Here is a 21843-nt window from a genome sequence, read left to right as displayed (position 1 = left end):
ATCAAGAACTTTTTTCGACAATATTCTCGCCTTATTGGAATTCATTTGTCCCTTCCCTTATTCTACCCGCATTCCGTGCAATCCAATAGGTAAAAAAAGATCTCCCGACCTTTTAATAAAGTCGGGAGATCCCTTAAGCTATCGCATAAAACTTAATGTGCAACTGTATTGTTCAACATGATCCAGACAGAACCAATGACGATGGTCAGCATGATCAATAGACCAAAAATCAGAGCCATTACATTCCAGCGTGGCTTCTCCGATTCACGGATATGCATGAAGAAGAAGAGCTGAACCACGAACTGAAGTGCAGCTGTTACCAAAACAACAGCCAGTGTAGCTGTTCTGCCCATCATATCATTCAGAACCACCACAAGTGGGATGATTGTGAGGACGACGGACAGAATGAAGCCGATGACATAGGACTTGAGTGAACCATGCTGCTCGTGGCCATGGGATTCATGTGAGTTATGTTCTGCCATCTACATCACCCCCATCAGATAGACGACCGACAGGAGGAAAATCCAGACGACGTCCAAGAAGTGCCAGTACAAGCTGATTACGTTGATTTTACCGCGAGTTACATCGGTAATTCCACGTTTTTTCAGTTGCAGCATCAATCCGATCATCCAGATCAGACCGAGCGATACGTGAAGTCCGTGAGTACCCACAAGGGTGAAGAATGCACCAGAAGCTGCACTCGTTGTATAACTGAACCCTTCATGAATCAACTCAATAAACTCCGTTACTTCCAGGACGATAAAGCTCGCACCCAGAACAGCAGTAACTGCCAGCCAGCTGATCAATTGCTTCACCTTGCCCTGATTCATGGCAAGAACCGCAAGTCCACTTGTAAATGAACTTGTGAGCAAGATAAATGTTTCGGCAATAACGCCAGGCATTTTGATCAATTCAGACAACACAGGTCCGCCCGCCGTATTGTCACGCAACACAATAAAGGTTGCGAACAATACGGAGAACAGGATAACGTCGGAAATCAGGAAGAACCAGAATCCGAGTATTTTCAATTCTTGCGGGTCATGGTGACCATGGTCATGATCATGTGCATGGTCATGACCGTGCTTCGCGGCTGCTTGAGCCATTTATACCGACCCCCTTAACGACGCTTCGGTACGCTTAATTTCGTCAACCGGAATATAATAATCCGTATCGTATGAGAATGAACGAGCGATCATGCAAATTCCTACGCCAGCGAGTCCAAGAATCGCCATCCACAGCCATCCGAATACAAAGCCGAAACCGGCGATGAACCAGAATATAGACATGATGAACGGAATCGCGGAATTCTTAGGCATATGAATCGGCTCAAGTGGCTGTTCAGGTGGATAAATTCCTTTGGCACGACGTTCTTTCTCTTCCCACCACTCATCAACATCATCTCCGCGCGGTGTAATGGCGAAGTTATATTCAGGAGCAGGTGAAGGAATCGACCACTCGAGCGTACGACCACCCCAAGGGTCGCCAGAAGCTTTGAGTGTTTTGTATTTCCGAATGCCGTCTGCAATTTGTGCAACCTGGAACAAGAATCCGACACCCATCAGGAATGCCCCGATTGTGGATACAAAGTTCAGTTCCCACCAGCCAGTATCCCAGCCGTAGGTGCTCAGACGACGTGTCATACCCATCAAACCGACAGCGTACTGCGGCATGAAGCAGACATAGAAACCGATATTCCAAGTCCAGAAAGCCCATTTACCCAGTTTTTCAGGCAGTTGGAATCCAAACATTTTAGGCCACCAGTAGTACAGACCTGCAAAGTATCCGAATACTACACCACCAATCAATACTTGGTGGAAGTGGGCAATCAGGAAGTAACTGTTGTGGAACTGGAAGTCAGCAGGTGCAACGGACAACATAACCCCCGTCATCCCCCCGACGATAAAGCATGGTATAAATGCTATTGTCCATAGCATCGGGGTATCCATGCGTATCCTTCCCCGGAACATTGTAAACAGCCAGTTAAATATCTTAACCCCTGTTGGTATGGCAATCAACATCGTGGTAACGGCGAAGAATGCATTAACGTCTGCTCCCGAGCCCATCGTGAAGAAGTGATGCGCCCATGTAAAGAAGGACAGGAAGCTAATGATTAGCATCGCAAATACCATTGATTTGTAACCAAACAATTTTTTCTTCGAGAATGTACTTACAATCTCGGAGAACACACCGAATGCCGGCAAGACAACGATATATACCTCAGGGTGACCCCACATCCAGATCAAGTTGATATACATCATCGGATTACCGCCCAGATCAAGTGTGAAGAAATGCGCCCCCGCAAACCTGTCGAGGAAGAGCAAAGCAAGTGTCACAGTCAAGATTGGGAATGCAAACAGAATGATAATACAAGTGGAGAATACCGACCATGTAAACATCGGCATTTTCATCCATTTCATGCCTGGCGCACGCATTTTAATGATGGTAACCAGGAAGTTGATCCCGGTAGCCAGGGAACCGATACCCGAAATCTGAATACCCCATATATAGAAGTTTTGTCCCACCCCCGGGCTATGCGATAGCTCCGATAAAGGCGGATAACTGAGCCAACCTGCGTCCGGTGAACCACCGATAACGAAGGACAGGTTGAACAGCATTGCTCCCAGGAAAAATAACCAGAAACTTAGTGCATTCAGGAATGGGAACGCAACGTCCCTTGCCCCGATTTGAAGCGGTACAATTACATTAAATAAACCGAACATAAATGGCATCGCCATGAATAGAATCATGATCGTACCGTGAGTCGTAAAGACCTGATTATAATGCTCGGGATGTAAGAAATCCATGTTAGGCATAGCTAGCTGAAGACGCATCATCAGTGCATCCACACCACCACGGAAGAGCATGATAATGGAAGCAATAATATACATAATACCGATCTTTTTATGATCGACGGTAGTTAACCAGTTACGCCAGAGCCAGCCCCATTTTTTGAAATAAGTCAGCACCGCTACGATGGTAATCATCGTAATTCCGATCGCCACGTCCGCACCATAAATCAGCGGATCACCGGTAACGAAAAACTCCGATGCAAACTCCTTAAGTCTCTCTAACATTGGGGGCCTCCTTTCGAATCTTTAGTTAGCACTCTTGTCCACATCGTTCGTAGTAATTTCTTTGGCACCTGAAGCTTCACCGTGCTTGCTGTGGGCACTTTGACCATCAACAACATACTTGGTCACGATGTCCTGGAACAATCCTTCAGGGAAGGAAGAATAATAAGCTACATTGCTTGTTCCCGGTTCTGCCAGTGTTTTATACATTTCTTGCGTCAGCGGTTGGGATTGTTGCTTCACTTCATTCACCCATTTGTCGAAATCTTCTTCTGATGTAGCATTGACATCAAAACGCATTTGGGCGAAGTGTTCCCCGGTAAAGTTGGCACCTGAGCCCCAATATTGACCTTCATGATCAGCTTGCAAGTACAAGGTCATCGCCATACCCGACATTGTATAAATCTGTCCACCAAGCTGCGGAATCCAGAACGAGTTCATCGGTGAATCCGCGGTGAGCTCAAATTTTACGGGCCGGTCTGCCGGGATATTCAGCGTGTTGACCGTTGCAATCCCTTGCTCCGGATACATAAACAACCATTTCCAGTCCAGTGAAGATACTTGAATGGTCACCGGTGCTTTCTCGGAAGCCATTGGCTTCGAAGGTTCCAGATCATAGGTGTAGCGAATGGTTACAATCGCCAGCAAACCAATAATGATAATTGGAACGGTCCACCAGATAGCCTCCGCTTTAGTGCTATGAGACCAGTTAGGCTCATATGCAGATTTATTGTCCGGTTTGTCGCGGTAACGCCATACAATTACAGCAGACAAAATCAATACAGGCACAATAACGACTGCACACAGAATTGTCGAAATGACAATCAAATCTCTCTGCGAAGCGCCAATAGGCCCTTTCGGATCCAGAACAACGTACTGCCCGCCTGCCAGCATTGGCCAGACAATCAATGCAATTGTAACCAACGTCAGGACAACCGGAATGATTATCCGAATTAGCGACCTAGGTTTCTTGTTCATCTTGATCCCCTCTCCTTAAATTCGCTCATACTGAAAAAACAGTATACTACTCTCTTCCTTCTAAAGATATCAGAAATGAGCAACTTTTTTGTTCATGTTAACAAATTTGTCGATTTTACACCTTAAATGTGTGAATTTTTTCTCACAAATCGCTTGCACACTTGATATTTCTTCATTGTAATCTTTACACTTCAAGTCACAAAATAAAACCCTTTGCAGTCCCGTTGAACATGATCAACGAATCCGCAAAGGGCTTTATTGACTGGGATTCCGGGTGCTCATCCAGTCTTATTATGAACGAATTAACGCAAGATTATTTAATCGGCGCCTTCGTCTTCCCGGCGTGTATGAACTAGTCCAATCGATTTGGCAATTACATAAATAAATACACTACCCACCAAGAAACCGATACCCACCATTAATCCGAGGTTGCGATCATTAAAATCATTCAGGTTGATCAGGCACATGACTACTCCCGTAATGAGGGCAATCCAAGCCAGAACTGTCATCGTTAACACTGCACGCCGCATATTTTTATCTTTGCGCTCCAATTGGCTTACCATTGCTGTCTTCGATGCCATAGTAAACACTTCCTTTTCCCTTTTTGTAAGTGCTTTCCTTATACCAATATACCACATCAGTATGATTTTTAGTCAACAAATGTTCAAATTTATTTCGCAATTTGGACACTTTATTTATATTTTAACTGTTGACAAGAACCAATTCACTTCTTCTTACTTCTTATAACCCAAAAAAGCTCTTCTCATAACATGAACCAGCTTAGACCTTATGAAACCTTCATGAACTTGTGAGTCTTGACCAAAATTAAATTACAAAAAAAGATGGTGGCATCGGATTTCCGACGCCACCGTCTTTTCTGATTCAGCATATATGTCCCTGCATTTAACAATTGAACTAACGTTATTGCTTATTTAGATCAGGTACATGACACTTCTCCCTGAACATTGAATTACAGCCTTAAATTCGTGTCTCCAACCAATTATTTTTGATGACATTCTGATACCAATAAAAGCTCTCTTTAGGTGTTCTGACCAGCGAACGGTAATCGACATGCACAAGACCAAAGCGCATACGGTAACCCTCCGCCCACTCAAAGTTATCCATCAAAGACCACGCCATGTAGCCTTTCAAATTAATGCCGTCGTTGATAATCCGATGAATTTGAGCCAAATGCTGCTCATAGTAGGCAATACGGCGGTCATCATTGATTTTGCCATTTTCCAAATCATCATTGATGCAAGCACCATTTTCTGTGATGTAGACATCCACATTTCCGTATTTTTGCAAATAATGCATGAACTCATACAGTCCTCGTGATTCCACAGGCCAGCCGATGTCAGTCTTGGTAAGTCCCATATCCACCTCTTCAGATTGCAATACACCCGCCTCTGGATTATAACGATTAATTCCCATGGTGTAATAGTTGATGCCCAGCAAATCAATGGGTTGCGAGATGATCTCCATATCGCCTTCCTGAATAGGTACGGTCGCGCCAGCTTCTGCGAACCAGTCCACCATAAATTGTGGATAAGCTCCTTTGTAGATCGGATCAAGGAACCAATCGGTATTAAGTGCAATGGAACGGTCGCAGGCTGCCTGATCTTCAGGAGATTTGCTGTAAGGCTCAGCCCAGCATACATTGGGTGCAATACCAATCTGTCCTGTTGTACCCAAGCGACGGAATGATTGAACAGCTTTACCGTGAGCAACGAGCAGTCCGTGTGCAACATTAATGGATGTTTGCAGGTCCTTATTTCCTGGCGCATGAATACCAAGCAGGTTGGACAGAAACGCAATACACCATGGTTCATTGAAAGTCAGCCAAAAGTTAATTTTACCGGAAAACTCCTTGAAGATGACTTCAGCATATTTTACAAATGCATCCACCGTTCTGCGATTGCCCCAACCTCCGATATCCTCCAACGTCTGAGGCAGGTCCCAGTGATACAGCGTACAGAATGGTTCGATTCCCGCTTCAAGCAGCTTATCCACGAATCGATGATAGAAGTCCAATCCTTCCCGATTGATCTCGCCATCTCCATCAGGAATAATACGTGGCCAGGCGATCGAGAATCGGTAGGTGTTGATGCCAAGCTTTTTCATCAGCTCGATGTCTTCCTCGTAACGGTGGTAACTGTCACAAGCCACATCACCATTGTCTCCATTGAATACTTTGCCGGGCGTGCGGGCAAACGTATCCCAGATGGATACCCCGCGTCCGCCTTCCTGCGCTGCCCCTTCTATCTGATAGGAAGCTGTTGCTGTTCCCCAGCGGAAATCTTGTGGAAATTGAAAAATCGTCATCGTTTACTCCTCCGTCTCATGATGACACGCGGATCATCTGTCCTGCGGTCATGGTTAAAATAACTACATAATCACCCTGAAGTGTAAGCTGCGCCTTGACCTGATCTTTTCCTTCCACACGGAGTGGGCATGCACTCCGAATGGTTATTGAACCGGCGTGATCAGCCTTTATTTCGGCGTGTGTGAGTCTACCGTCTGTCCAATCGATTGCCACTGTATATGCCCCTCGTGCCCGAAGTCCCTTTACACTGCCACTGGCCCAGTGCTCAGGCAGCGCTGGCAGCAGATGTAATTCACCCAAATGGCTTTGTAATAGCATCTCGGCAATACCGGCAGTGCCACCAAAATTGCCATCGATCTGGAACGGCGGATGATCATCGAACAGATTGGGATGTGTGGATCGAGCCAGCAACGTACGGACAAACTGGTGTGCCAGCTTGCTATCCAGCAGCCTCGCATACAGATTGATCAGCCAAGCACAGCTCCAACCTGTATGCCCGCCACCTTGTGTGATGCGACGTTCAAGTGACACTCGTGCTGCTTCCACAAGTTCCGGCGTATCCAATCGATTGATCTGCTCCCCCGGATACAGACCATACAGATGGGAGACGTGACGATGCCCTGGTTCGGATTCGGCAAAATCCTTAAACCATTCCTGCAGCTGCCCTTCGCTTCCGATCTTGAATGGATAGAGCTTGCTGCGTGCCTCGCTCCATTCCTTCGCCAGCTGCTGATCCACATCCAGCTGTTTGGTTGCCTCAATGCATCGATCGAACAACTCACGAATCAATGTCATATCCATCGTCGAAGCCATGGAGATGCTGCGAGCTTCACCTTCCTCGGTGAGAAACTTGTTCTCTGGAGAGGTTGATGGAGCGGTAACCAAATATCCGTCCGGTCCCTCCATCAGCCAGTCCAGACAGAAGAGTGCCGCTTCCTTCATGATTGGATACGCACGTTCCGCGAGGAATTGCTGATCACGGGTAAACAGATAATGCTCCCATAAATGTGAAGTCAGCCACACACCGCCCATTGGCCAGAACGCCCAACTTGCGTCTCCGCCTGTAGGCGTGGATGTCCGCCATATATCCACATTATGATGGGCTGCCCAGCCGCGCGCTCCGTACAAAATGCGTGCCGTCCTTCTCCCGGTATCGCTTAGATCCTTCAACAAACCAAACAGCGGCTCATGGCATTCACTCAGGTTGCATACTTCTGCCGGCCAGTAATTCATCTCGGTATTGATGTTAATCGTGTAATCACTGTGCCAGGGCGGCTCCACCTGATGGTTCCAGATTCCCTGCAGATTGGCTGGCTGGCTCCCTTCACGTGAACTACCCATTAACAGATATCTGCCATACTGAAAATAGAGTGCCTCTAGGCCGGGATCATCGGCTCCAGCCTGGTAAGCTTGCAGCCGTTCATCGGTAGGCAAAGCTTCATTGGTAGACACGCCGAGATGAATAGATACTCTTGAAAATAAAGCCTCATGATCCATCACATGCCGCTCTTGAAGAGCCTTCATGCCATGGGCCATCGCTTTAGTGATTACCTCGCTGCACTCCTGATCCAGAAGCACACCATCTTTAACAGGAGTCACATCATAGCCTTCAAAGGCAGTCGCTGCTGTCAAATAAAAAATAACCTGGTCTGCTCCCTGAATATGAAGCTTCCCGTTCATATCCGATACTTCGGCATTCTTACCTGTCACAGTTGTGGCCAGTCGCACAGCATAAGCCGTTCCCCGATCTTCTTCGTAAATGACGGACTCCGGATGATCCCTGAAATAATTCGATTCAACATGACTTGGACAACGACTGAACAAGGTAAGTGCATCGCCCGAAGCCTGAACGTTATAAGGATGTGGACTGTCCAACGTAACGCTTACGTTTACAGATCCCTCACGATCAGCAGTGATGGTACAGACCATGAGATCATCCGGTGCACTAGCATACACCTCACGTACATAACGAATCCCTTTATATGAATACTTCGTCGTTGTAATCCCGGTGTGGAGATTAAGCTCCCGCTCAAATTCATCGTACGGAATCCCATCCAGTTCAGTGTGCTGCAACTTAAAGTGACCCATCGGCTGGTAAGCTTCCACATCACGTCCCAGCATTTCGCGATTCAGCAATTGTTCAGCTTCGCTGTATTGCCCGGACATGATCAGTTCCCGGGTCTGCTTCAGGTATCGCTGACTACTGTACTGGATGGTGTCACGTGGAAATCCGGACCACAATGTATCTTCATTTAGCTGGATTTGTTCATCCGCTGCTCCGCCGTACACCATAGCGCCAAGGCGACCATTACCGATAGGCAATGCCTCTTCCCAGCGACTAGCGGGCTGACGATACCACAGACGGTTTTCTTTTGTTCTCTCATTAAATGGGGACATAGATAACTCCTGTTCCTGGATCAGCTATTTTCAATAATTACTAAAACGTTTTCGAAGTAACTAAATAACCACTACTTATACTGTTTTACTTGTTCCTAATCGCTTCCCCACAAGGCTAAATCGTCGTTTATCTGAAAGTGCTTACAGTAAGAAAATTATATTTGATTTCGAAATTTGCGTCAATGTTAAACATCACATCGTCAGCAAAAAAAGACCCTTGCTCAGGGCCTTTTTTTGTATATCCACCTATTCCATTAAAACTAAGTTATTTTACGTCCTTACCTGTCCACAGGGAAACACGATCCTTAACCCAAACCGTGTACTGTTTCTCCATCTCAACTGCGCCGGCTTTGTCCAACTCAGCGAGGAAATCATCGTACACTTTATCAAAGTTCGCAGCTGAAGTCAGAACAGCTTCAGGAATACGTTTGCGCACGATATCCTGTGTTTTTCGGAACGTTACTTCATAATCTGTACCTGAAGGTACTGGCATGTTGTATGCTGCGCCCCAGTCTTTCAGCTTCAAATCATCCTCTGAAGGATAGAAGTCTTTCCATGTTGTAATGCCATATGCTTTCAACGTTTCTTTCTCTGCCGCAGTATAACCAGCCTGGATCTGCTCAGGGAAGTTCGTTGTATAATAGTTATCCGTGGAATCTTTCACACCATCACCATATCGCGCACTAAACACATTATACAGACCGATTCCTGTTTCTTTGGTGAAGTTAGAGTTGTCATTGGTTTTACGATCCTGGATGTCTTCAGGGATCACCCGTTGACCATCCTCTACATTGTAGTGTTCGCCCTCAATCCCCCAGTTTCTCAGCACCTGACCTTCGTCCGAAGCGAGCCAGTCCATGAATTTGATAATGCGAACTGGATCTTTGGCAGAAGTTGTGATCCCGATGCCATATCCGTCAAATCCGGTTGGCTGGAATGTATGGTCCACAATGTCCTTGTTCAGGGATACAGAGAAGTGAGCATATGTGCTGTCATCTTTGCCCGCTGATTTGAGTGCATTCTCCGCTTCTTGATAATTCCACTCTTGGTCAATCAGACCAAGTACACGACCACTTGCGATTTTGGATTTATATTGATCATCCTTTTGGACAAATGTATCTTTGTCCAGCAGTCCTTCATTGTACATATGATTCAACCAGCGGAAATATTCTTTCTCCTCTGGACGTTTGTAATGGAGCGTAGCTTCATAGGTCTCAGGATCGATATAATATTCTCCATCATCCGGTGCTCCAGTTGCCTGGAAGGCCGGGTTCGTTACGGTAATCATAATTTTCCAATCATCTGCATTCAGCGTCAATGGAATGGTCGGCTGTCCGTCAATGGTTGGGTGTTTTTTCACATATTCTTTCAATACATTCTCGTAATCCTCAAGTGTTTTTACTTCAGGGTATCCGAGCTCTTTCAGTACTTTTTGCTGAATTTCAAATCCGCCTGTTGCGTCAAACGCTACATTATCAACACCCATATTCGTTGGGATTGTATAAATGGCCTGATCCTCCGAACTGTATTTCAGCCGGTTCATCTGGTCACCATATATTTTTTTCAGGTTTGGAGCATGCTCCTCAATCAGTTCCGTCAGGTCAAGCATTGCCCCTGCATCTACTAGCTTAGACAAGTTACCTTTTGGGAAAACGATATCGGGAAACTCGCCGCTAGCAGCCATAAGTGCAATTTTCTGGTCTCCACCATTGTTAACATCATACTCAGCTTCAATCGTAACGCCTGTTTGCTTGGTGATCTCTTTACCAACTGCATCCTGCATCTTGTTCCAGGTTGGACTCGCATCCGCACCAAAGAATGTAAAAGTAACCGGATCGGTTCCACTGGACTCCGAGGCTTCTTTGCTTCCCGAATTTCCGCAGCCAGCTGTAACCAGCATTGCACTTGCGAGCATCAACATTGCAAACGTCTTGGGTGTATTGCCTTTCATTTTGCCTCTCATTGTCTAGTCCCCCTATTATTATGAAGGTTTTATCTGTATAACAGGCTTTAGGCCTGAGGATACCGCTGTAAGACACATTTCTGTATGCGCTTACCAAAAATTAAATTTGTACTATTTTTTTATCAAAGGCGAAAATCATGAACACTTTCCTCAGCTTACATAAAACGTTTTCGTAAAATAATATAAAAACGCTTACTGAAAGTGCTTACATTAAAGATTATATGCTATCCTTACCCTTTCGTCAACAACAAAAAAGGCCCCTCTCAAGGGACCTATTTTGCATTGAAAATGATCGTTTATCATGCCTTATTTTCAATATTATTTCACGTCTTTACCTGTCCAGAGAGATACACGTTCCTTGATCCAAACGGTATATTGTTTCTCCATCTCTACAGCACCTGCTTTATCAAGCTCAGCCAAGAGACCATCATACACTTGGTCGAATTTCTCAGGTTTGGCAAGGACGGCTTCAGGAATACGTTTACGGATAATGTCCTGTGTTTTCTGGAACGTTACGTTATAATCCGTATCCGAAGGTACAGGCATGTTATATGCTGCGCCCCAATCTTTCAGCTTCAAGTCGTCTTCAGAAGGATAAAAATCTTTCCACGTTGTAATGCCATAGGCTTTCAATGTCTCCTTCTCTGCCGCAGTATATCCTGCTTGGATCTGCTCAGGGAAGTTCGTTGTGTAGTAATTACCTGTGGAATCTTTGACACCATCGCCATATCTAGCGCTGAAAATGTTGTACATTCCGATACCAGTTTCTTTGGTAAACGCCGAGTTATCATTGACTTTGCGGTCCTGCACATCAGCAGGGATGACACGTTTGCCATTTTCAACGTTGTAGTGTTGGCCTTCAATCCCCCAGTTTCTCAGCACCTGACCTTCATCCGAAGCGAGCCAATCCATGAATTTGATAATACGTACAGGGTCTTTTGCCGTTTTCGAAATTCCGATGCCATATCCATCGAAGCCCGTTGGTTGGAACGTATGATCCACAATATCCTTGTTGAGGGATACAGAGAAGTGAGCGTACGTATTCTCGCCATTGTTAACTGATTTCAAAGCATTCTCAGCTTCACCATAGTTCCATTCCTGGTCAATCAGCCCCAGTACCCGACCGCTTGCGATTTTGGATTTGTATTGATCGTCCTTCTGCACAAAAGTATCTTTGTCCAGAATGCCTTCATTGTACATTTTGTTCAACCAGCGGAAATATTCTTTCTCCTCTGGACGTTTGTAGTGCAGCACAGCTTCATACGTTTCAGGGTTAATGTAATATTCACCGTCATCCGGTCCACCTGTTGCCTGGAAGGCTGGATTCGTTACCGTAATCATAATCTTCCAGTCATCCGCATTCAGCGTCAGCGGAATGGTTGGCTGTCCGTCAATGGTTGGATGTTTAGCATAATATTCTTTCAGAACTTTCTCGTAATCCTCAAGTGTTTTCACTTCTGGGTAGCCGAGTTCTTTCAATACCTTTTGCTGAATCTCGAATCCGCCTGTAGCATCAAACGCAACATTATCTACACCCATGTTCGTTGGGATCGTGTAAATGGACTGATCTTCCAAACTATATTTCAGACGGTTCATTTGGTCCCCATAGATCTTTTTCAGGTTTGGTGCGTATTTGTCAATCAGATCTGTCAGGTCAAGCATCGCATCTGCATCCACAAGCTTAGACAAGTTACCTTTAGGATAGATAATATCAGGGTATTCACCGCTGGCAGCCATCAAAGGTATCTTTTGGTCGCCACCATTATTCACATCATACTCGGCTTCAATTGTAACACCTGTCTGTTTCGTAATTTCTTGGCCGACTGCGTCCTTCATGTTGTTCCAGTTTGGACTTGCGTCAGCACCAAAGAACGTAAAGGTGATTGGACTGGTCGTATCCCCTGTGTCCTTTGGAGTGTCTGAAGCCGTATTTCCTCCTCCGCTACCGCTGCATCCTGCTGTAATGGCAAGAGCGCTGGCTAACAGAAGCATTGCGAATGTTTTTGGTGTTTTGCCCTTCATGTGTAATCCCCCTTATGGATAAAATGAAGCTATCTATTGTAGAACAGGCTTACCTGCACATACCGTGATCGGGTGGCTCATTGTAAAACGTTTGATTTTATAACATAAAAAGCGTTTTCTAAATGAAGTGAAAAACACTCTCTCTTCTCAGATTTCGAGCAATAGATCTGTACTCCTTATGACTGGATAGATTCGTGTACATACCTTGATAAACCAGTAATGAAAGTGCTTTCATATTTGAATAATAATCCCTCTAAAAGTCCTTGTCAATAGTGAATTCACAAAATTGAAAACGTTTTTTGGAAAACGTTTTAGGTATAAAAAAGAACCCAGTTTCCCGGGCCCTTTTTTTTGAAAAAATAGTCTGCTGAAACGTATTACTTGCTCTCTTCACCGCTCCACAATTGAACACGGCTTTGCACCAGCTCAGTGTATTGTTTTTCCATGTCCTCTGCTCCGGCTTTGTTCAGCTCGGCAATCATCCCATCATAAATGGAATCAAATTTTTCAGGGGAACTGAGGATCGCTTCTGGAATCCGTTTACGGATAATATCCTGTGTTTTTTGGAAAATAACATTGTAATTCGAGTCACCTGGAGTCGGCATATTGTACGCTGCTCCCCATGGTTTAACCGGGAACTCATCTTCACTTGGGAACAGATCTTTCCATGTTGTTGCGCCGTATGCTTTGAGTGTCTCTTTCTCCGCATCGGAATAGGCCGCTACAATCTGTTCAGGGAAATTCGTTGTGTAATAGTTATCTGTAGAATCTTTAACACCATCTCCATAGTGACCAGACATATTGGTATAGAGGCCAATACCTGTTTCTTTCTGGAATACGGCAGCATTATTCGTTTTTTGGTCCAGCACATCAGCAGGAATCACACGTTTGCCATCTTTCACTTCGTACTGCTTGCCTTCAATACCCCAGTTCATCAGCACTTGACCTTCATCCGAAGCCAGGTAATCAAAGAATTTAATGGTACGAACCGGGTCCGGATTCGATGTTGTAATCCCTACACCCCATCCAGATACAAAACCAGGGTCCTGGAAGGAATGATCCTTGATATCTTTAGACAGAGTTACCGGGAAGTGTGAATAGGTCGCTTCATCTTTGCCCGCTGCTTTCAATGCATTCTCGGCATCGGAATAACCCCAATCCTGGTCAATGACGCCCAGTACACGTCCACTTGCGATTTTGGATTTGTATTGATCCGTTTTCTGTACGAAGCTATCCTGATCAAGCAGTCCTTCCGCATACATGTGGTTCAACCAACGGAAATACTCTTTCTCTTCCGGACGTTTGTAATGCAGACTTGCCTCATAGGTCTCAGGATCAATATAGTACTCGCCATCATCCGGAGCGCCTGTTGCGAAGAAGGCCGGATTCGTTACGGTAATCATGATTCTCCAGTCATCTGCGTCCAGGGATAACGGAATTGTTGGCTGTCCGTCAATCGTTGGATGTTTCTCCTTATATGCCTTCAATACATTTTCGTAATCCTGGAGCGTACGCACTTCAGGGTATCCAAGCTCTTTCAATACACGCTGCTGAATCCCAAATCCGCCGCCTGCATCAAAATACTTCTGGTCTACCGCATAATACGTAGGCAGTACATAAATCCCTTGATCTTCGTTGCTATATTTCAGCCGGTCCATGTAATTACCATACAGCTTCTTCAGATTGGGAGCATATTGCTCGATCAGATCAGTCAGATCGACCATTGCCCCAGCATCCACGAGCTTGCTCAGCTCTCCTTTGGGTGACACGATATCCGGATACTCTCCGCTTGCTGCCATCAAAGATACTTTATCCTGACCACCACTGACGGCAAATTCACCGTTTAGGGTTACTCCTGTTTTCTCTGTAAGGACTTTACCCACTTCATCCTTCATACCGTTCCAGTTCGGACTTGGATCTACACTAAAAAAGTCGAAAGTAATCGGAGATGTATCACCGCTTGTGTCCTTAAACGACGTATCGCCGCTGTTTCCTCCACCGCAACCTGCGAGCAAAGACATCGCAAGCACTGGAGCCAGTGCAATCTTCATTTTGTTTCTTGCCATAATGGTAATCCTCCCGTTTCATATGTCTGTCTATTCGGGACTTTTTGTCCCTGTCTATAGCTTCATGAATGCCACTCCGCAGCCCTATACGGTGAAGCGCAGGCCAAATGGGCTGCGCTTCGGGCATCCTGATGCTTCTTTTATTATACGGCCGCTCTATCTATGTGGCGGCCTGTATAAACTTGCTTAAGCTTTTACTGCACCCAGTGTCATACCACCTACAAAATACTTTTGCAGGAATGGATACACAATCAGGATTGGAACCGTAACAACGATCGTGATCGCCATTTTGATGGATTCTGGTGAAATCTGTGTCATTTGCTGTGCCATGTCATTGGCGTTACGTCCGGCTCCCGAGCCTTGCTGTGTACTTTGCAGTACTTTCATCAGCTCGTACTGTAGCGTTGTCAGATGAGCCTTCGAACCATTATACAGGTACGTATCGAACCAGGCATTCCACTGGCCTACAGCCAGGAACAACGCGATGGTTGCAAGTACCGGTTTACAGAGCGGCAAAATGATTTTGTAATAGATCTTAAAGTCATTCGCACCATCCAGCTTCGCTGATTCCTGCAAGGCATACGGCAGGCCATCAATGAAGGAACGGATAATGAACACGTTAAACGCACTGATCATACCTGGCAATACATACACCCAGAATGTACCGATCAGGTTCAGGTCACGCATCAGGATGTACACCGGAATCAGACCACCGGAGAAATACATCGTGAGTGCAAGTGCAGTAGAAACAAACTTTCTCAACTTAAAGTCAGGACGACTCAGTGTAAATGCGATCATTGAGGAACTGATCAAACCGAGCACGGTACCTACAATGGTACGTAGAATGGATACCTGCAAACCTTGCAGCAATCCATCGTATTGGAAAATCGTTTTGTAGTTCTGCAATGTGAAATCACGAGGCCACAAGTAAATTCCACCACGTACGGTATCTGTCGAGTTATTGAGTGAGATAGCCAGTACGTTCAGGAATGGATACAGTGTTACAATCAGCACCAGGGTCATCGCGAGGATGTTGAATATATCGAACAGCTTATCGCCCCGAGTAGCATTGAATGCTTTGTTCGCCATAATGTCGTCCCCTCCCTACATGATGCTTTCTTTGGTGAATTTTTTGAACAATCCGTTCGCTGTAAACAGAAGGATAATACTGACAACGGAGTTGAATATGCCTATGGCTGTACCATACGAGAATCGTCCCATATTTAAACCATAATTGAGCGCGTATAGATCAAGGACTTCAGAGTAATCTAGCACCAGACTGTTTTGCAGCAAAAATTGCTTCTCAAAACCGATACTGATCAGATGCCCGATCGACATGATGAAAAGTACGGAAATCGTGGTCCGTATGCCTGGCAGTGTAATGTGCCACATCTGTCTCCAGCGGTTTGCTCCGTCTACACGGGATGCTTCGTAAAGCTCCTGGTCAATACCAGTAATGGCCGCCAAATAGATGATCGCATTCCAACCGGTTTCCTTCCACATATCTGAAGCGGTTACAATGTACCAGAACAAGTTCCCCTTCGCCATGAACTGGATCGGCTGATCGATAATGTTTAGGTTTACCAAAAGATCATTGATAATCCCGCCATCGGTGGAGAGCATCTTGGTAATAATCCCTGCCACAACGACCCAGGATACAAAGTGAGGCAGATATGATACCGTTTGCACGGCGCGCTTAAAGAACATGCCTCTCATCTCATTCAAGAGAATCGCAAAGAAAATCGGCACGATAAAACCGACAACCAGTCCCATCAAGCTCATTGCGAGCGTATTTCGAAGTACCAGATAGAAGCGATCATCGCTGAACAGCTCTGCAAAGTGTTTAAAACCAACCCACTGTTGATCGCCGAACGATCTGGCCGGTTTATAGTTTTGAAAAGCCATCGTCCATCCCCATAGTGGCAGATAGTTAAATACAAAAACCCAAGCTACGAATGGCAATGACATGAGATAGAGATACTTTTGCTGTTTCATACTGTCCCAAACTCTGTTCCGCCGTTTTTGTGTTGACGGATTGGGGTCACTGCCTTTTTTCGCGGAAGCGGATTTTTCTGTTAGCGTTTCCATCTCCGTTCCCCCTCCTCTGATTTATAAAATAATCATACCTGATAGAGCGTTTTCAAAATACCATCTGGATTTTAGAGAAAATCATATAAAAATTAGATATACCCTTATAAAATCCGATATTATATCTATAAAATTAGTGATAATGACGCTGTCTATTATTAATTAATGAAATTAAAAGGGAATTTAATTTGAAAATGGTAATTTTCGAAAACGTTTTATAGAAACCGTTTACTTCATCTAAAATTAAAAAAAGGACCTCAAGGGTCCTTTAAATAAACGACAAGTCCGAAAACGTTTTATAATAATGTTAAAACAGGAGAAATGCCACACGATGAAGTAACCCCCTCTGAACTATGGGCTACTCCCGTTCGGGCTCTCCTGAAGAATCCTTGGACTGTGATCTGGCAAGCTCTCTCGCATGTTTGTAAGCGGAAGGTGATTCCCCTACATACTTTTTGAATTTGCCGTGGAAGTAATCCACGTTGGCATACCCTACTCTTGCGGCAACCTGATGTACCTTTAAGCCTTCATCAAGCAGTTCCTTCGCCTTCTCCATTCGAACCTTATCGAGAAATGCATTGAAATATTCCCCGGTATGATTCTTGAACAGCTTGCCCAGATAACTGCTATTGTAGTTAAATACCTCAGCGAGTACCTCCAGCTTGAGATTTTCGCCCGGATTACGACGGATAAATTCAATCATCTGTTTCAGTACCGTATCCTTGCTGCCTCCACCCATGCGTTGAATAAGCCGGTTCAGGTGTTCAGCGGCCATCACTTTGAGATCCATCAACGTTAATTGATGATAAACCTCTGTAATGAGAACGGAATGCTCCTGCATAATGGATTGCATATGCTGATTGGCTGCCGCAAGTTTGTTAATCGCCAATGAAAACACTTGGGAGAACGCCGTTTTAATCGCCTGTTCTGTCTGATGATGAAGAATCAGGCGTTCCTCCATCTCGGTCAACACACGCATCACGGACTCGCTGCTCCGAATATCGAGCGCATAATACAGCTTGTCCGCCAGTTCTGCTTCATCCGGTTCACCACTTTCTTCCTCCATCGCAATAACAGGTTCTGAAGCACTTTTGCTCTTTTCGCCTTCGTTCCATAACATCACACGTTGTTCCGCAAACAGGAAACGTCCGCCCAGTACACCGTTGGCCTGGTTATAGGATTGGGCGATGTCTGCGGTGGAGTTTACAGGTTGACCTGCTGCCGCGTACATATGAATATTCCATTCTCCCAGCAGCCCTTCCAACTCATCATATAAACGCTGCGCAGATTGTACAGTCAGAATAGGGTCTTTACATAACAGTCCAAGTCCGGAATGGAACGAAAACACAATGCCCCGATCTTTCTGGTCAAAAGCTTCCGCCAGTCTGCGTTTCACCACACTGCCACGCTGTAAATCAGGTTCGGCATGCATCTCCAGCAGCACAACCTGATACTGCGACCAATTCAATCCTAGCGCATTTGCTTCCATTGTTTCCGTACCTTCCAGGCTATCCAAAAGCAACGCTTCAATCTGGTGCTCCCGGTAGGCTGTATCCTCACCAGCATGACGGGCCAGTGTCTCCCGTTCCCGTGTCAGCATCACAGAGATCCGCTCTAGCTCACTGATAATCTCCTCTTCATCCACCGGCTTGAGCAGATACCCATCCACGCCAAAGCTAATAGCTTTCTTGGCATAATCAAAATCGGCGTACCCGCTCAGAATTAGAAAGTGCGAACCCGGATGGTGCTGCCGCACTTCCTCAATGACATCCAGTCCGGTCATGCCGGGCATACGAATATCGATGATTGTCAGGTCCGGTTCCAGTTCTTCGAAGCGGGTGATGGCCTCTCGCCCGCTCGCAGCTGTACCAAACACCTGAAAGCCGTATTTTTCCCAATCAATGATTGTTGTCAGTCCTTCACGTATGCTCGGTTCATCATCTACCAATAACACTTTATACATGCTGGTCTCCTCCTGCTGGCAAGGTGAAAGAAACCTCTGTTCCTTCCCCATACACACTCTTAATCTGTAATCCGTATGGCTCGCCGTAAGTCAACGTTAAACGTTGATGTACGTTACGCATGCCAATCCGGCTCTTCTCCTGTTCTTCCGGTCCACAGATGAACTGCATCACTTCAGCCAGACGCTCCGGCGTAATGCCTGCCCCATCGTCATCCACACACACCTGGACAACATCCTTCACCAAATGAATATTTATATTCACACGGACTGTGCCCTCTTTATTTTCCAAACCATGCACAATCGCATTCTCAACCAGAGGCTGAATGATCAAAGGAGGGATGTACATCTTCTCCACCTCCGGATCGATATGGATCTGGAAAGCAAGTCGGTCGCCGTAACGGAATTTCTGGATTTCCAGATAAGAACGTACCATCTCCAGTTCGGCTCTGAACGTCGTTTTGCCGCTGCCAATCTCAAGGCTCTTGCGCATCAGTTTGCCCAGCAGCCTGACGATATTGGCAATCTCCGCCTCACCTTTGATATGGGCTTTCATGCGGATCGACTCCAGCGCATTAAACAAAAAATGAGGATTGATCTGGCTGGCCATCATTTTCAGTTTAATCTCTTTCTGCGCGATTTCCAATTGATTGTTCTGTTCCGTTGCCTCCACGACCTGGGTCATCAGTTCATTAATGCTCTTCACCATGTAATTGAACTGCCTCGACAGTTGCCCGATCTCATCATTCCCGTCAATGCGGGAGGTGACATTCAGATCACCCAGTGCGAGCTTATTCAGGTGTTTGCTAAGGCGTAACAATCGGTTCGACGTGAGAAATGAAATGATATATACAAGCAACAATGCAATAACCAGCACAAGCGTAATAAAAAGCATACCGATCATGCTGATGGTATTGGCGTCCTTGACGATATTTTTGGTGGCAAAAACGGATATGATTTTCAGCCTATTCATGCTCGATCCAGGACTGATCTCATCAATGATAATGTTGGATGGCTCACCCTGAAAATCAGCTTCAAGTGTACCTTTGGCCTGGTTTTGCAGATCTACACCAAAATCAAGCTCGTTCAGCGTCTTGCCCACAAGTTCGGTATTCTTGGCAGCAACCACATAACCCTGTTCGTCCGTAATCAACGTCTCGAACGGTTCCTGACGTAACAATCCATTCAGCTCATCCTGATTGATTTCAATCATCAGTACACCCTCAGTCCGATATTCGGCAAAAGGCACTTTGCGAACCAGACTAAGCTTGTGCACCGGATTATCTCCCTTGTCAGGAATGTAGAACCAACCGATGCTCGTCGTTTGCAGCGCTTTCTGGTACCAGTAGCTCTCCTCGGTCTGCTTATCCACCGGAATGAACTCCAGATTGTTGATCAGCGTTGGATTGGTCGAGTAAAACCGGATGCCCGCAACCTCACGATACAGACGCTTATATTCCTGAAAATCTTTGTATGCGAGGTAAGCTGAGGTAAGCTCCACAACGCTTTGATAACGCTTGTTCACAATTTCCTTCAGTTCATTGTTGAACATCAGAATGTTGGAAATATCTGTGGGTACACGCAGCAGTGTGGCGGTCTGGCTTTTGACTTTATCCACGTTGTTGATCGTCTGTCCAATGGCATTGTCCAGCGCCTGCTTCCGAAAGTATCCGGTTACAGCAAGTCCAATAATCAGTACCGGAATCATGACGACAAGTACATAGGATATGAGCAATTTATGCTTTAATTTAAGATTGTTGGATGTTCGTATGAGCCTTCTAAACATATCTGCACCTTCCGCCCGCTTATAAGCGCTTACATATAAAGGTCAGTACATATTACGCCTGCCCTTCCAATTCATCATACCACATAACAGCAAAAGCCCTGCAAGAGGGCGCGGAAAAAGAGGGCAGATATGAACAGTGGACAAGGGACTGAAATGCTCTATATCTCTGGCTGATCATTGGGATCTAAAATAAGCATTGGCAGATCTACCTGTGAAAAAACAACATGAGTTACTGTCATTGCATACGGGGTCAACTCGGTAATACAAGATTCGATTTCAGACATCCCCGGTGCTGACAGCATCACCATAAAACAGGCCTTGCCTGCTACACGATAAGCAAATTCCGCCCAAGGCAATTGACGGATATAATTAGCAAAACGTTCATGCTCCCCATTTCGCAAAGTCACCTCGATCATACATCGAACCCCACAGCCCAGCTTGGAGCGAGCAATGTCTGCCCGGTATCCACGTATTATTCCCGTATCTTCCAGCTTGCGTACTCTTTCACTGACCGATGACGGCGAGAGGTTTACCTGCCGGGCCAATTCACGCATGGACAGACGGGCATCGTCGTGTAACAGTCTCAAAATATGATAATCCGTTCGATCCAGATTCATTTGTCTTCCCAGACTCCTTTTTTCAGCGCATATGTTTTAGATTAGCATACAATTTAATTCATTTGCAGTGGAGGTCAAGCGGATGATTTAGATAGAATTGGTTGTATCAGATTCCATATCCCTCAGAAGGAGTAAACCACGATGCCCATCATTTCATTTTCAACTCATGGGAAAACCCCATTCCAACGTCTGCTCGGCCATCAGCCTTCCCTGATGCAGCACTGGAATGCTTTAGGCGATGCTCTTGCTGGTGACAGCCTTTTATCAGCTCGGCTGAAAGAAGAAGTCAGACGCACCCTTGCTCAGCGAAACGGATGCATGTATTGCCGGGCCAAGGGACAGCCTGACCCCAAACCGGAAGAGGCCGCCATTAGTATGGCGACCGGACTTGCGGAATTATTTTTGCAGACGGGCGGCAATGTGGACTCTGCCGTCTTCCCTGTTCTACGGGAACATTTTTCTGATGCACAGCTCAGCGAGCTGTGTGCCTGGATCTGTTTCACCATCGCATCCCAGTGGTTTGGTGCCGCACTGAGGCTTGAACCTGAGAACGACGAGAGGAGATAAAT

16 protein-coding genes are annotated in these 21843 nt (G+C 45.7%); 1 reads left to right on the top strand and 15 read right to left on the bottom strand.

Annotation, left to right across the window (positions count from 1 at the left end):
• Positions 1-152: 152 nt before the first annotated feature.
• From cyoD to HW560_RS10085, 15 genes are all read right to left on the bottom strand, one after another.
• A complete protein-coding gene (gene cyoD / locus HW560_RS10155; protein WP_090904683.1) occupies positions 153-482 on the bottom strand; it encodes a cytochrome o ubiquinol oxidase subunit IV in 330 nt (109 codons plus the stop codon).
• Positions 483-1103 (bottom strand): cytochrome o ubiquinol oxidase subunit III, encoded by a 621-nt coding sequence (gene cyoC / locus HW560_RS10150; RefSeq protein ID WP_090904682.1) that lies wholly within the window; start codon positions 1101-1103, stop codon positions 483-485.
• Positions 1104-3074 (bottom strand): cbb3-type cytochrome c oxidase subunit I, encoded by a 1971-nt coding sequence (locus tag HW560_RS10145; protein WP_111620640.1) that lies wholly within the window; start codon positions 3072-3074, stop codon positions 1104-1106.
• A 21-nt stretch (positions 3075-3095) separates the two neighbouring features.
• Complete coding sequence (cyoA, locus tag HW560_RS10140; RefSeq protein ID WP_110001590.1) at positions 3096-4049, bottom strand: ubiquinol oxidase subunit II; 954 nt, start codon at positions 4047-4049, stop codon at positions 3096-3098.
• A 317-nt stretch (positions 4050-4366) separates the two neighbouring features.
• Positions 4367-4630, bottom strand: coding sequence for a hypothetical protein (locus tag HW560_RS10135; RefSeq protein WP_024631414.1), 264 nt, complete (start codon positions 4628-4630; stop codon positions 4367-4369).
• A 397-nt stretch (positions 4631-5027) separates the two neighbouring features.
• On the bottom strand, positions 5028-6374 hold the full coding sequence (locus HW560_RS10130) for a GH1 family beta-glucosidase (protein ID WP_179262967.1): 1347 nt from the start codon (positions 6372-6374) through the stop codon (positions 5028-5030).
• Positions 6375-6390: 16 nt separating this feature from the next.
• The gene (locus tag HW560_RS10125) at positions 6391-8772 is read right to left on the bottom strand and encodes a glycoside hydrolase family 95 protein (protein WP_179262965.1); all 2382 of its coding nucleotides are present in this window, start codon (positions 8770-8772) and stop codon (positions 6391-6393) included.
• 265 nt (positions 8773-9037) lie between these two features.
• The gene (locus HW560_RS10120; protein WP_373564980.1) at positions 9038-10735 is read right to left on the bottom strand and encodes an ABC transporter substrate-binding protein; all 1698 of its coding nucleotides are present in this window, start codon (positions 10733-10735) and stop codon (positions 9038-9040) included.
• 318 nt (positions 10736-11053) lie between these two features.
• Positions 11054-12757, bottom strand: a complete 1704-nt coding sequence (locus HW560_RS10115; protein WP_179262963.1) for an ABC transporter substrate-binding protein — start codon at positions 12755-12757, stop codon at positions 11054-11056.
• Between the two features lie 377 nt (positions 12758-13134).
• Positions 13135-14823, bottom strand: a complete 1689-nt coding sequence (locus tag HW560_RS10110) for an ABC transporter substrate-binding protein (RefSeq protein ID WP_090904676.1) — start codon at positions 14821-14823, stop codon at positions 13135-13137.
• A 186-nt stretch (positions 14824-15009) separates the two neighbouring features.
• Positions 15010-15912, bottom strand: a complete 903-nt coding sequence (locus HW560_RS10105; RefSeq protein ID WP_063566553.1) for a carbohydrate ABC transporter permease — start codon at positions 15910-15912, stop codon at positions 15010-15012.
• 15 nt (positions 15913-15927) lie between these two features.
• Positions 15928-16911, bottom strand: coding sequence for an ABC transporter permease (locus HW560_RS10100; protein ID WP_179262961.1), 984 nt, complete (start codon positions 16909-16911; stop codon positions 15928-15930).
• 358 nt (positions 16912-17269) lie between these two features.
• Entirely contained in the window at positions 17270-18874 is a 1605-nt protein-coding gene (locus tag HW560_RS10095) for a response regulator transcription factor (protein WP_179262959.1), read from the bottom strand.
• Positions 18867-20657 carry a sensor histidine kinase gene (locus HW560_RS10090; protein WP_179262957.1) on the bottom strand — a complete coding sequence of 597 codons (1791 nt, stop codon included), beginning with the start codon at positions 20655-20657 and terminating at the stop codon, positions 18867-18869. Before HW560_RS10090 ends, HW560_RS10095 begins: the two co-directional genes overlap by 8 nt.
• Positions 20658-20815: 158 nt before the next feature.
• Positions 20816-21274 (bottom strand): Lrp/AsnC family transcriptional regulator, encoded by a 459-nt coding sequence (locus HW560_RS10085; RefSeq protein WP_090904671.1) that lies wholly within the window; start codon positions 21272-21274, stop codon positions 20816-20818.
• A 141-nt stretch (positions 21275-21415) separates the two neighbouring features.
• On the opposite strand from HW560_RS10085, the gene HW560_RS10080 reads away from it, so the two are divergent.
• Positions 21416-21841: a carboxymuconolactone decarboxylase family protein gene (locus HW560_RS10080; RefSeq protein WP_090904670.1), complete on the top strand. Its 426-nt coding sequence runs from the start codon at positions 21416-21418 to the stop codon at positions 21839-21841.
• The last annotated feature ends 2 nt before the right edge of the window (positions 21842-21843 follow it).

It is taken from the genome of Paenibacillus sp. E222 (genome assembly GCF_013401555.1).
Lineage (GTDB): Bacteria > Bacillota > Bacilli > Paenibacillales > Paenibacillaceae > Paenibacillus.
This window is presented reverse-complemented; position numbering and strand designations above follow the sequence as displayed.

What these genes read in the sequence shown, in the direction of transcription:
- cyoD (WP_090904683.1), bottom strand. Translation starts at nt 482, where the DNA reads ATGGCAGAACATAACTCACATGAATCCCATGGCCACGAGCAGCATGGT.
- cyoC (WP_090904682.1), bottom strand. Translation starts at nt 1,103, where the DNA reads ATGGCTCAAGCAGCCGCGAAGCACGGTCATGACCATGCACATGATCAT.
- HW560_RS10145 (WP_111620640.1), bottom strand. Translation starts at nt 3,074, where the DNA reads ATGTTAGAGAGACTTAAGGAGTTTGCATCGGAGTTTTTCGTTACCGGT.
- cyoA (WP_110001590.1), bottom strand. Translation starts at nt 4,049, where the DNA reads ATGAACAAGAAACCTAGGTCGCTAATTCGGATAATCATTCCGGTTGTC.
- HW560_RS10135 (WP_024631414.1), bottom strand. Translation starts at nt 4,630, where the DNA reads ATGGCATCGAAGACAGCAATGGTAAGCCAATTGGAGCGCAAAGATAAA.
- HW560_RS10130 (WP_179262967.1), bottom strand. Translation starts at nt 6,374, where the DNA reads ATGACGATTTTTCAATTTCCACAAGATTTCCGCTGGGGAACAGCAACA.
- HW560_RS10125 (WP_179262965.1), bottom strand. Translation starts at nt 8,772, where the DNA reads ATGTCCCCATTTAATGAGAGAACAAAAGAAAACCGTCTGTGGTATCGT.
- HW560_RS10120 (WP_373564980.1), bottom strand. Translation starts at nt 10,735, where the DNA reads ATGAGAGGCAAAATGAAAGGCAATACACCCAAGACGTTTGCAATGTTG.
- HW560_RS10115 (WP_179262963.1), bottom strand. Translation starts at nt 12,757, where the DNA reads ATGAAGGGCAAAACACCAAAAACATTCGCAATGCTTCTGTTAGCCAGC.
- HW560_RS10110 (WP_090904676.1), bottom strand. Translation starts at nt 14,823, where the DNA reads ATGGCAAGAAACAAAATGAAGATTGCACTGGCTCCAGTGCTTGCGATG.
- HW560_RS10105 (WP_063566553.1), bottom strand. Translation starts at nt 15,912, where the DNA reads ATGGCGAACAAAGCATTCAATGCTACTCGGGGCGATAAGCTGTTCGAT.
- HW560_RS10100 (WP_179262961.1), bottom strand. Translation starts at nt 16,911, where the DNA reads ATGGAAACGCTAACAGAAAAATCCGCTTCCGCGAAAAAAGGCAGTGAC.
- HW560_RS10095 (WP_179262959.1), bottom strand. Translation starts at nt 18,874, where the DNA reads ATGTATAAAGTGTTATTGGTAGATGATGAACCGAGCATACGTGAAGGA.
- HW560_RS10090 (WP_179262957.1), bottom strand. Translation starts at nt 20,657, where the DNA reads ATGTTTAGAAGGCTCATACGAACATCCAACAATCTTAAATTAAAGCAT.
- HW560_RS10085 (WP_090904671.1), bottom strand. Translation starts at nt 21,274, where the DNA reads ATGAATCTGGATCGAACGGATTATCATATTTTGAGACTGTTACACGAC.
- HW560_RS10080 (WP_090904670.1), top strand. Translation starts at nt 21,416, where the DNA reads ATGCCCATCATTTCATTTTCAACTCATGGGAAAACCCCATTCCAACGT.